This window comes from Microbacterium sp. bgisy203, assembly GCF_057706945.1.
This window is the reverse complement of sequence record NZ_JBYIPF010000002.1, coordinates 252582-263653: the sequence shown is the minus strand read 5'-3', so window position 1 is coordinate 263653 and position 11072 is coordinate 252582. Positions and strand designations below refer to the sequence as shown.

Sequence of the window (11072 nt, the reverse complement as noted above, 5' to 3'; positions counted from 1 at the left end):
CCCCTTCCCGGTGCCGCAGGAGTCCTCCCCCGAGATCTCCCGCGGTTCCGGGGCGATGTGCGGATCGCTCCGTCCCGACCGCCGGCGGCCCCGCTCCCCCCAGGAGCGCGGCCGCACGACCGGTCTGCCCATGAGATGCGCGTCGCGCCGAATCATCACGCGACTTCTCGAACTTTCTGCGTGTTTCTTGCGCGGGCTCTCCGACAGGCGTCGGGTGCGGCTCCGCCGACCCGTCGGGGACAATGGGAGAAGCCGCGTCATGAATGCGGCCGAGGCGCGTCTCTCTGACGAGACGACCCCTTCCCAATGAGGACCCCGCATGGATGACGAGCGCGACGCGGCCACCGAGCCCGGTGACGCCGACCTCGTGCTGCGCGCACGCTCGGGAGACGCCGACGCGTTCGGAGAGCTGTGGCGCCGCCACTCTCGGTCGGGCATCACCGTCGCGGCATCCATCACCTCGACGTTCGATGCCGACGACCTCGTGCAGGAGGCGTACGCGCGGATCTATCGGGCGATCCAGCGCGGCGGGGGCCCGACGGGATCGTTCCGGGCGTACCTCTTCACGAGCATCCGCAACACCGCCGCCGCGTGGGGCCGCGCACGGCGTGAGACGGCGATCGACGAGCTCGAGTCGGTGCCCGATCCGGATGCCGAAGCGCACGCGACCGACGAGGCGCTCGACCGGAGCCTCACCGCGCACGCGTTCCGGAGCCTTCCGACGCGCTGGCAGGAGGTCCTCTGGTACACCGAGATCGAGCAGATGAAGCCCGCCGAGGTCGCGCCGCTGCTCGGGATGAAGGCGGCCGCCGTCGCGCAGCTCGCCTTCCGCGCGCGCGAGGGGCTGCGGGAGGCGTGGATCCAGGCGCACCTGAGGTCACTCCCCGAGGGATCGGACTGCCAGTGGACGGTAGAGCGGCTCGGGGCGTACGCACGCGGGAACCTCGGACGCCGTGATCTCGGCAAGGTCGAGGCGCACCTCGCCGACTGCGCCCGGTGCGCCATCGTCGCCGCCGAGGCCAAAGAAGTCTCGCGCCGGCTCGCCCTGGTGATCCTGCCCCTCACCATCGGGGCCGGCGGCGCCACGGCCTACCTCGCGACGCTGCAGGGCGGCGGAGCGCCGATCGTCGCGCTCGCGGCGGGCGCGGCACCCGGGATGCCGGGCGCCGTGGTCGCCGGGGACGCCGGCGGGTCGGCAACGCTCGTCGGGGTGACGGGCGGGTCGGCTGGTGCCGGGGCGGGTGGATCCGGGGCCGGTGGGTCCGGGGCCGGTGGGTCGTCGGGCACGGCGGGCGCGGGCGGCGGCGGGTCAGCGGGCGCGGCAGGTGGCGCAGGCGCGGCGGGCGTTGCGGGTGCGACCGGCGGTGGCGTGTTCGGCGGCCTCGCCGGGGTCGCCGGGCTCGTCGCGGCCGGCGTGCTCGTCGCCGGCGCGGCCGTCGCCGCCGCGATCGTCGGGCCCCAGCTGTTCGCCCCACCCGCACCCACCACGGCCGCCGAATCCGGCGGCGACGTCGCCGCGCCCGAGGAGGCGGACGCCGTCGAGACCGCCCCCGACGCGGCAGCGCCCGCCCCCGCGAGTCCGTCGCCCTCCGATCTCCCGATGGCCGCACCGACGGAAGTCCCCGCCCGTCCGTCCACGCCGCGCCCGGCTCTTTCCGCACCCGACCCGGCGGAGGGGCCCGCGTCCGCCCCCGCCCCCGCGCCAGAGCCGGAGCCGTCGGCCGCGCCTCCGGAGCCGACCCCGACTCCGGACCCGGACCCGACGCCGGCCCCTACGCCCACTCCGGATCCGACGCCCAGCGCGACGCCGGATCCCACCCCCACTCCCGAACCCACCCCCACTCCCGAACCGACCCCCACTCCCGAACCGACCCCTACCGTGCCCGCCGGCGCGCCGACGATCGCGTCCTCGTCGACCGAGTGGGACGCCGCGCGTCTCGCTTTCGTCACGACCGTCGTCGTGACGGGTGAGCCCGGGGCATCCGTCGCCCTTCTCACGGGCGGTGTCGAGGTCGCGCGCACGCCCCTGGATGCCGACGGCCACGGCATCCTCTCGGCGGAACACGGGCTGTGGCCGTGGAGGCGGTTCACCGTCGCATACGTCGCCGCGACCGCATCGGCTCCCGCACCGGTGACGGCATCGGCGGCGGCACCGGAGCGATGACGGCACGGCCCGCGCCGTAAACTGGAGGCATGTCCGACCTCCCGCACGTCCGTCCGACCGCGCCCGAACAGCCGGCGCAGCCGAGCGGCGAGCGCCCCGCCGGAACCCGCCCCGCCCTCGACGCGATCGACGTCATCGCGTTTCTCTGCGAGCTGTTCGCCGTCGGCACGCTCGCCGTCTGGGGGTTCACGGCGTGGCCGTTCCCGTGGAACATCGTCGTCGGCGTCGCCGCTCCCGGCATCGCGATCCTCGTGTGGGCACTGTTCGTCTCACCGCGCGCCGTCCTGAGCGTCCACCCGTTCGTCCGGGCGCTCGTGGAGCTGCTCGTCTACGCCTCCGTGACGATCGTGTGGTGGACCAGCGGCAGCCCCTGGATCGGTCTCGCCTTCGCCGTCGTCGCGGTCACCGTCGGACTGATCGCGGGCCGACGCCGCCTCGCATGAGCGCGTCCGCGGTCGACGTCGTCGCGCAGCTGCGCAGCGCCCTCGGCGAGCGTGTCGACACCTCCCCCGCGCACCTCGACGACGCCCGCGCCGACAAATCCGGTCACGCCGCCGACGGCGTGCCCCTCGCGATCGTGCACGCAGCGTCGATCGCCGACGTCCAGGAGACCCTCCGCATCGCACACGCCACCGCGACCCCCGTCGTCACGCGCGGCGCGGGCACCGGGCTCGCCGGCGGTGCGAACGCCGGCGCCGGCGAGATCGTCCTCTCGGTACGCGGCATGGACCGCATCCTCGAGGTGCGTCCCGACGACCTCCTCGCCGTGGTGGAACCCGGCATCCTCAACGCGGATCTGAACCGCGCCCTCGCCGAGCACGGCCTGTGGTGGGCGCCCGACCCGGCGAGCCGCGAGATCTCGACCGTCGGGGGCAACATCGCCACCGGCGCGGGAGGGCTCCTGTGCGCCAAGTACGGCGTCGTGCGCGACGCGGTGCTCGGCGTCGACCTCGTCCTCGCCGACGGGCGACTGCTGCGTCTCGGTCATCGGAGCGTGAAGGGCGTCACCGGTCTCGACCTCACGTCGCTCGTCATCGGCTCGGAGGGGACGCTCGGCGTGGTCGTCGGCGCGACCCTCAGGCTCCGGCGCCTCGTGCCGGGCGGGACGCGGACGCTCACGGCATCCTTCGCCGATGTGCGCGCCGCTGCCGAAGGCGCCGCGGCCGTGACCGCGTCGGGCGTGCAGCCCGCGATCATGGAGCTGATGGATGCCGCGTGCCTCGCCGCCGTCCACGCCCTGCTCGACCTGCCCGCGCCGCCCGCGGGCGCGACCCAGCTCACGGTCCAGACCGACGGCCCGGCCGCCGAGGAAGAGGCGGCGGCGATCGCCGTCGTCCTCGCGGAGGCGGGCGGCGACGTGCGCCTCGCTGCGGACGACGCCGAGGCCGACCTCCTGTGGCGCGTGCGCCGGTCGATGCACCCCGCGATGGAGACGCTCGGGACGACCCTCATCGAAGACGTCTCCGTGCCGCGCAGCGCCCTGCCGGCGATGTTCGACGAGATCGCGCGCATCGAGCGGGAGTTCGACCTCACGATCCCGACCGTGTGTCACGCGGGCGACGGCAACCTGCACCCCAACTTCGTCTTCACGGGAGACGAAGTGCCCGACGTCGTGTGGCGTGCGGCCGACGAGCTGTTCCGCGCGGCGCTCCGCCTCGGCGGAACCCTCACCGGCGAGCACGGCGTCGGCGTCCTCAAGCGCCGCTGGCTCGCCGACGAGCTCGGCGACGATCAGTGGCGCCTGCAGCGCGACATCACCCGGGTCTTCGACCCCACCGGCATCCTGAACCCCGGCAAGGTCTTCGCCCCCTGACCCTCCGCACCCCGCCGCGCCGCGCCCGCGCGCGCCCTCGCCCTCCGAAACGGCAGGGCGCGTGGGGGCGCGGCGGCGCGGGGGTCAGAGGCCCTGCCAGGCGGGCTTGTTGGCGTAGGCGTAGCGGTAATAGTCGGCGTGCTCGAGCTGAGATGCGGCGGCCTCGTCGACGACGACGGTCACGTGCGGGTGCAGCTGGATCGCCGACCCGGGGAGCGACGACGACACCGGGCCCTCGACCGCTCCAGCGACGGCGGCGGCCTTGTTCTCGCCGAAGGCGAGAAGCACGAGGTGCCGGGCGTCGAGGATCGTCCCGAGGCCCTGCGTGATGCAGTGCATCGGCACCTCGTCGATCGAGTCGAAGAAGCGCGCGTTGTCGATGCGGGTCTGCTCGATCAGGGTCTTCACGCGCGTGCGCGACGCGAACGACGACCCGGGCTCGTTGAATCCGATGTGGCCCGAGGTCCCGATTCCCAGCAGCTGCAGGTCGATGCCTCCGGCCTCGGCGATCGCGCGCTCGTAGTCGTCGCCGGCGTGCTCGATCGTCGCAACGTCGCCGTTGGGCGTGTGGATGAGGTCGGGGTTGAGGCCCAGCGGCTCGACCACCTCGCGGGTGATGACGGAGCGGTAGCTCTCCGGATGGTTGGGGTCGATGCCGACGTATTCGTCGAGCGCGAAGCCGCGCACGTGCGACACGTCGATGCCCTCGACACGAGGGCGCAGCGCCTCGTATACGGGCAGCGGCGTCGAGCCGGTCGCCAGTCCCAGCACGGCATCCGGGCGCTCGGTGATGAGTTTCACGATCTCGTCGGCGACGAGGGCTCCCCCATCGGCGGCCGAGGGGACGATGACGATCTCAGCCATGGACGACTGCCTCCTGCTCGGTGGTGGTGGCGCCGACGAGCGCAGCGCCGAGGGCGGCCGCAGGCGAACCCGGCGGCAGCAGCGAGACCCGCTCGGCGAGCTGCAGTGAGCGCATGAAAGGGGATGCCGCCGCACTCGCGTTCAGGTCGTCGATCACGAGGCTCAGCATACGGTCGCCGAGGGCGGTCACACCGCCCCCCAGCACGACCGACTCCACGCCTCCCGAGAGGATGATCACGCGGATCGCCGACGCGACGCCGTACGCCAGGCCACCGCGCAGGGCGAGGGCTTCGCTATCACCGGCATCCGCCGCGTCGAACATGTCGAGCACCGGTAGGAGCGCCTCACGGCCCCACCGCTCGGCGATCGCGCCGCCGCCGCAGAAGGCCTCGATGCACCCGTGCTGGCCGCACTTGCAGAGCGGGCCGTGGGGGTCGACCGAGATGTGGCCGACTTCCCCCGCGGTGCCGCGCGCACCGCGCCACAGCTTCCCGTCCTTCACGAACCCCGCCGCGATGCCCGTGCCGAGGTTCAGATAGGCCATCGTGCCGGCCGAACCGGGATCGTTCCCGTGCAGCGCGTAGGCGCCGACGGCCGCAGCCTTGACGTCGTTCTCGGCGCGCACCGGCACCCCCAGGACCGCGCCGATCGCGGCCCCCAAGTCGAGCTCGTCGACCCCGAGGTTGACGGCGTGGGTGATCACCGCGCTGCCGGGAGCGACCTGCCCCGGCATACCGATCCCGATCGATTCGACGTCGGAGGAGGCGATGCCCACCGTGTCGGTGAGCTCCGCGACGAGGTCGAGAATCGTCGAGACGACCACCCCCGGCCCCCAGCCGGTGGGGCGGCGTATCCGGGCGACGATCTCGCCGCCCGGGGCGACCACGACGGCGTCGGTCTTGGTGCCTCCGACATCGAACCCCAGCCGCATCAGCCCTTCACCGCGCCCGACACCAGTCCGCTGGTCATACGGCCCTGAACGATGAGGAAGAAGATGATGACGGGAATGGCCACGATCGTGGATGCCGCCATCACCTGCCCCCAGTCGATCGCACGGGTCTGGCTGGCCTGGACGAACCCGCGCAGCCACAGGGGCAGCGTCTGGGTGTCGGCGCTCATGATGACGAGCGCGACGGTGAACTCGTTCCAGCACTGCAGGAACGCGTACACGCCCGACGCGACGAGGCCCGGGGCGAGCAACGGCAGCGTGATGCGCATGAACGCCTGCGTGCGGCTGAGGCCGTCGACCATCGCGGCCTCTTCGAGCTCGGCGGGGATGCCGGCGACGAACCCGCGGAGCATCCACACCGTGAACGGCACGACCGCTGCGATGTAGAGGAGGCTCAGGCCCAGCGCATTGGAGAGCAGGCCCAGTTCGCTCATCATCTTGTACTGCGCGATGAACAGGCCCTCGGCGGGGAGCATCTGGATGAGCAGGACCGCCAGGATGAACGTCTTGCGTCCCCGGAAGCGGAAACGGCTGATCGCGATCGAGGCGAGGAAGGCGAACAGGAGGCAGAAGAACACCGCGATCAGGGTCACCGTGACGCTCATCGCGAGCGCCGACCAGAAGCTGGGAGTGATGACCGACATGAAGTTCTGGAACGATCCGCCGAACGGGATGAACGTCGGCGTCGCGGACTCGAGCGTCGAGGGCGAGAGCATCGACGAGTTGACCATCCAGTACACCGGGAAGACCCAGATGATGCCCAGGACGATCGCGAGCACGTTGAAGAACACGTTCGAGGGGCGAACGCGCACGCGGCGCTTGTGGTCGGAGACGATCGTCTTCTCGACGTCGGTGACGGCTTTATCGGGCAGAGCGGTGACGCTCATCACGCCTCATCCTCCTTGAGCAGGCTGCGCACGTAGAACCACGAGATCGCGATCGTGAGCGCGAGCACGAAGATGGCCATGGCGGCGCCCTGTCCGAAGTTCAGGCCGCCGACGCCCATCTTGTAGATGTAGGTGCCGAGCAGGTCGTAGTCGGTCGACTTCGGTCCGGCATCCTGCAGCATCGTGATCTGCGTGAAGACGCGCAGGTCCCAGATGAGGTTCAGCAGGAGCACGATCGAGATGACCGGCTTGAGCATCGGCAGGTAGATGTAGCGCAGACGCTGTGCGCCCCCGGCGCCGTCGAGCTCGGTGGCCTCGATGACCTCGTCGGAGACTTGGGTCAGGCCGGCGTACACCGAGAAGGCGACGAACGGCACCGACATCCAGATGACGATGATCGAGGCGACGGCGAAGAAGACCACCGGGGCGCCACCGATCCAGTTGTACTGATCCATGTCGACGCCCGGAATCTTGTCGAGCAGGTAGTTCCCGACGCCGCGGCGGCGGTCGAAGAGCCAGATCCACACGGTCATGGCCGCGACGACGGGCATGGCCCACGCCAGCAGCAGGGCGATCTGCAGGGTCAGCCGGGCACCGGTGGCGACCTTCTTCATGAGGATCGCGAGAAGGATGCCGATCACGACGGTGACGGCGGCCGTGATGACGCAGAAGAGGATCGAGCGGATCGCCACGCCCCAGAACTCGGCGCTCGTGGAGACGGCGATGAAGTTGTCGAGCCACACGAACTGGGGCGCCTGGCCGCCGAGCTGCTGGAGGGCTCCGTACTTGTGGAACGAGATGTAGAACTGCCAGATCACGGGGTACCCATGCCGAACAGCAGGATCAGCACGGCGGGGATGAGCAGTGCGTAAGGGGCGAAAGAGCGCTTGCGGGCGTCGTTACGACGATTCCGGGTGTCTTCGCTCGTGGGTGCCTGGTTCCGCCTGGTGGGTGTCGCAGTAGCGGTCGCCATGATGCACCTCCTTCGGGTGGGGAGCGAGTTGAGGGGTGCCGGGCCGGGGCGTGCGCCCCGGCCCGGCGGGTGTTACTGAGGGGGGATCAGCCGTTGATGATGGCGTCGATCTTGGCGTCGTACTCCTTGGCGAGCGACTCGATGTCGCCGCCGCCGGCGACCTTGCCGAAGAACTCGTCGAGGATCTTCTGGCCCTCGACAGCCGCCCAGCCGGGAGCGGCGGGGGTGAGCTTCGAGTTCAGGGCCGAGTCGATGAGCGCCTTGGCGAAGATGTCGTCACCGAGCGAGTCGACCTGGGTCGTGTTCGCAGGTCCCAGACCGTTCTTGCCGAGCATCTGCTGGTACTCGTCGGAGAAGATGATGCGCAGGAGCTCCTTCGCGCCGGCCTGCTTGGTGCTCTTGGCCGAGATCGCGATGTTGGAGCCACCGGCGAACACCGGGGCGGGCTTGCCGTCGTTGCCGGGCAGCGGGAAGACGCCGAACGTGTCGTCGTTCCACTCGCGGACCTCGACGGCCTTGCCGTCGTCGCCCGTCTACTCCTCGACGAAGTCACCGATCGACCAGTGCGCCCAGCCGGGTGCGATGATCGTGGCGGCCGTGGGGGCGGCGCCCGACTTGTCGTTGTTGATGTTGACCCACGGGGTGGAGTCGCTCTCGGTGACGGGGGCGTTCGAGGCATCCTGGAACAGCGTCTGGAACTGCTCGAGACCCACGATCGTCTTCGGGTCGCTCAGGGTCGACTTCCAGGTGTCGCCGTCCTTCTTGGCGAGCTCTCCGCCGTTGGCGAAGATCCAGGAGATGCCGTTGCGCCAGTACTGGCCGCCGATGTAGAAGCCCGACTGATCGGGGGTCTTCAGCTTCGCGACCGACTCGTTGAACTCGTCGAGGGTCTTGGGCTGCTCGAGGCCGGCCGCGCCCCAGATGTCCTTGCGGTAGGTGACATAGCGCGAACCGAAGTAGTACGGCAGGGCGTACTGCTTGCCGTCGACCTCGCCGACCTCGACGAAGGACTGGAGCAGGTCTTCGCCGCCCAGGTCCTTGTAGACGCCGCTCAGGTCGGCGAACGAGCCGGCCGTCGTGAAGGTCGGCGACCAGGTGTTGCCGATCTCGGTGACGTCGGGGGTGTTCTTCGAGTCGGGCAGCTGCGCGGTGAGCTTCGTGAGAGCATCGCCCCAGCTCTGCTCCTCGATCTTGAGGGTGCCGCCGGTCGCCTTCTTGTACTCATCCTTCAGGTACGTGCGCAGCTCGTCGGGGTGTCGCTGCCCATCAGCCACAGGGTGATGTTCTGGCCCTTGGCGGCCTCCGGGTCGAATCCGGCCGTGGCCGAGTCCGTGGAGGAATCGGTCCCTCCCCCGGCGCAGCCGGCGAGAACGACAGCCGAAGCGCCGAGGAGCGCGAGGGCTCCGAGCTTCTTGTTCATGGTGTCTTCCTTTTTCTTGGTGATTCCCGGTGTTTTCTGGCGTTCCGGGCCGGGTGACCCTACCGGGGGGTGTGTGGCGGTCAGGAGACCCCGAGTTGACCGGAGAGGACCATGACGGCCGCTCCCCGCAGGACGATGTCCTCGCCCTGCTCGGTCATGCGCATCTGCACGCCGTCGTGGAACGCGGCGAGCGTCCGCGCGCGCAGGGTCGACACGGCGGCATCGGCGAGGATGCCGGAGAGCAGGTCCTCGGGGCCCGACAGCACGATCTCGGAGAGGTCGAGAGCACCGACGATCGGCGCGAGCGCGATGCCGAGGCGGTCGCCCGCGTCGCGCAGCACGCTCTCGCGATCGGCGCCCTCTTCGGCGAGAGCGCGGCGCAACGACGGACCCGAGAGCCAGGCCTCGAGGCATCCGACCTTGCCGCAGACGCACACGGGGCCCCCATCGGTGCCGACCGTGACGTGGCCGATCTCGCCCGCGGCGTAGCGCGCGCCGCGCATGGGCTGGCCGCCCGACAGCAGGCCCGAGCCGACACCGCGACCGACGCGCACGAGCATGACGTCGTCGCGTGCTCCGCCGAACGTGTACTCGGCGAGGACCGCGGCGTTCGCGTCGTTCGCGACGAGGATCGGGAGGGAGACCTCCGCCCGCAGGATGCCTTCGAGGTCGATGTCGGTCCACCCGAGGTTCGGGGCGGTGAGGACTGTGCCGCGGTCGTCGACGATGCCGGGGGTGCCGACGCCGACGCCGAGGACGGGGGCGTGCGCGTCGGCGACGAGATCGCGGGTGAGCGCGATGACAGCGGCCACGATGTCGGCCGGATCGGCCGGCACGTCGACTTCGTGGCGGACGACGATCTCGCCGTCGAGGGTCAGGACGGCCCCGAGGAACCGGTCGGCGCGCGAGAGGTCGAGACCGACGATGCGGTGCCCCTCGCGGTCCAGGTCGACCAGGATGGCGGGCTTTCCCGGACCGGTGACCTCGCGGAGGCCCCGCTCGGCGACGTAGCCGTCGTCGATGAGCTCGGCCACCAGGTCGGAGATCGTGACGCGAGTGAGACCCGTTTCGCGCGAGAGATCGGCACGACTCATGGCACCCTGGTGGAAGAGGGTCTGCAGCACGAGCGACCGATTGTGCGCGCGGGCGTGCTCGGGGAGCACCTTCGCCGCGTGGCGCAGGGTGCGGCCGGAGCCGAACGATCGGCCCGCGTGAGGCGCCGCCTCCGGGAAGCTGCGCTGCGTATCCACACCTGACATGTTTGTTAGTAGACCTTACGAACATAATTTTCGCAAGCCCGACGCCCAATTTGGTAGGGCAGTTTACAAAACGGTTACATTCACGCGATCGTTTCTGTGGAGGATCACCATGCACTCCGGCATCCGCCTGATCACCGTCGGAATCGCCGTCGTCGCCGCTTTCCTGTTCTCCGGCTGTGGCGCGACCGCCGACGCGACCGTGCCTTCGCCGACCGCGTCGACGCAGAGTGTCGCGGCGGCGTGCGACGTGGTCCGCGAGGCCGTGGCGTCTGCGGCAGCGGGGCTGCAGCAGCTCGACGCGACGGATCCGGCCGCCTCCGCCACCGCGATGACCGAGGTCGCCGGCACGATCGGCGAGGCGGTCGCAGGCGTCGCCAACGCCGACGTCGGCGCCGAGCTGCCGCGCCTGCAGACGGGCTTCTCCGATGCGGCCGCCGCGCTGCAGGCGATCGCGGGCGGCGACCTCGGCGCCCTCCCCCGCCTGCAGGAGGCGACGGGGACGATCGGGTCTTCGCTGACGGCGCTCGGCGAGCTCTGCGGCGCGTCGTGAGCGCCTCGCGCACACGCCTCGTGAGCACGGCGCGTGTTGTGATCGCGGCGCGTGAGCACGCCTTGGAGCACGCCGGTGAGCACGGCGACCGGCCCTGGATTTCCCGGATCGGCCCCTCGCGCCGCGTTCGCGTAACATAGAACAGCGCGAGTGTGCGGACGCGCTGTGGTTCAGACCATCCGCGCCGAACCGG

The 11072-nt window shown here is 70.8% G+C and carries 13 protein-coding genes; 4 read left to right on the top strand and 9 right to left on the bottom strand.

Going from position 1 to position 11072, the window contains the following annotated elements:
• The first annotated feature begins 319 nt into the window (after positions 1-319).
• From AC3ENQ_RS04580 to AC3ENQ_RS04570, 3 genes are read left to right on the top strand one after another with little or no spacing between them, the layout of a single operon-like run.
• A complete protein-coding gene (locus AC3ENQ_RS04580; protein ID WP_431802133.1) occupies positions 320-2164 on the top strand; it encodes a sigma-70 family RNA polymerase sigma factor in 1845 nt (614 codons plus the stop codon).
• A 29-nt stretch (positions 2165-2193) separates the two neighbouring features.
• Entirely contained in the window at positions 2194-2607 is a 414-nt protein-coding gene (locus AC3ENQ_RS04575; RefSeq protein ID WP_431802131.1) for a YrdB family protein, read from the top strand.
• On the top strand, positions 2604-3977 hold the full coding sequence (locus AC3ENQ_RS04570) for an FAD-binding oxidoreductase (protein WP_431802129.1): 1374 nt from the start codon (positions 2604-2606) through the stop codon (positions 3975-3977). Before AC3ENQ_RS04575 ends, AC3ENQ_RS04570 begins: the two co-directional genes overlap by 4 nt.
• An 84-nt stretch (positions 3978-4061) precedes the next feature.
• Here the strand turns inward: AC3ENQ_RS04570 and nagB are convergent, their stop codons facing one another.
• From nagB to AC3ENQ_RS04525, 9 genes are all read right to left on the bottom strand, one after another.
• Positions 4062-4841 carry a glucosamine-6-phosphate deaminase gene (gene nagB / locus AC3ENQ_RS04565; RefSeq protein WP_431802127.1) on the bottom strand — a complete coding sequence of 260 codons (780 nt, stop codon included), beginning with the start codon at positions 4839-4841 and terminating at the stop codon, positions 4062-4064.
• Complete coding sequence (locus AC3ENQ_RS04560) at positions 4834-5772, bottom strand: ROK family protein (protein WP_431802125.1); 939 nt, start codon at positions 5770-5772, stop codon at positions 4834-4836. Before AC3ENQ_RS04560 ends, nagB begins: the two co-directional genes overlap by 8 nt.
• Positions 5772-6677: a carbohydrate ABC transporter permease gene (locus AC3ENQ_RS04555; protein ID WP_431802123.1), complete on the bottom strand. Its 906-nt coding sequence runs from the start codon at positions 6675-6677 to the stop codon at positions 5772-5774. The genes AC3ENQ_RS04560 and AC3ENQ_RS04555 overlap by 1 nt, the downstream gene beginning before the upstream one ends.
• On the bottom strand, positions 6677-7495 hold the full coding sequence (locus AC3ENQ_RS04550; protein WP_431802121.1) for a carbohydrate ABC transporter permease: 819 nt from the start codon (positions 7493-7495) through the stop codon (positions 6677-6679). The genes AC3ENQ_RS04555 and AC3ENQ_RS04550 overlap by 1 nt, the downstream gene beginning before the upstream one ends.
• A complete protein-coding gene (locus AC3ENQ_RS04545) occupies positions 7492-7650 on the bottom strand; it encodes a hypothetical protein (RefSeq protein ID WP_431802120.1) in 159 nt (52 codons plus the stop codon). The genes AC3ENQ_RS04550 and AC3ENQ_RS04545 overlap by 4 nt, the downstream gene beginning before the upstream one ends.
• A gap of 86 nt (positions 7651-7736) precedes the next feature.
• On the bottom strand, positions 7737-8087 hold the full coding sequence (locus AC3ENQ_RS04540) for a type 2 periplasmic-binding domain-containing protein (RefSeq protein WP_431802118.1): 351 nt from the start codon (positions 8085-8087) through the stop codon (positions 7737-7739).
• Between the two features lie 96 nt (positions 8088-8183).
• Positions 8184-8924: an extracellular solute-binding protein gene (locus AC3ENQ_RS04535; RefSeq protein ID WP_431802116.1), complete on the bottom strand. Its 741-nt coding sequence runs from the start codon at positions 8922-8924 to the stop codon at positions 8184-8186.
• The gene (locus tag AC3ENQ_RS04530; RefSeq protein WP_431802115.1) at positions 8879-9070 is read right to left on the bottom strand and encodes a hypothetical protein; all 192 of its coding nucleotides are present in this window, start codon (positions 9068-9070) and stop codon (positions 8879-8881) included. The genes AC3ENQ_RS04535 and AC3ENQ_RS04530 overlap by 46 nt, the downstream gene beginning before the upstream one ends.
• A gap of 80 nt (positions 9071-9150) precedes the next feature.
• Positions 9151-10329, bottom strand: a complete 1179-nt coding sequence (locus tag AC3ENQ_RS04525) for an ROK family transcriptional regulator (protein ID WP_431802113.1) — start codon at positions 10327-10329, stop codon at positions 9151-9153.
• Between the two features lie 109 nt (positions 10330-10438).
• Here AC3ENQ_RS04525 and AC3ENQ_RS04520 point away from each other — a divergent pair, with 109 nt between their 5' ends.
• Positions 10439-10879, top strand: a complete 441-nt coding sequence (locus tag AC3ENQ_RS04520; protein WP_431802111.1) for a hypothetical protein — start codon at positions 10439-10441, stop codon at positions 10877-10879.
• The last annotated feature ends 193 nt before the right edge of the window (positions 10880-11072 follow it).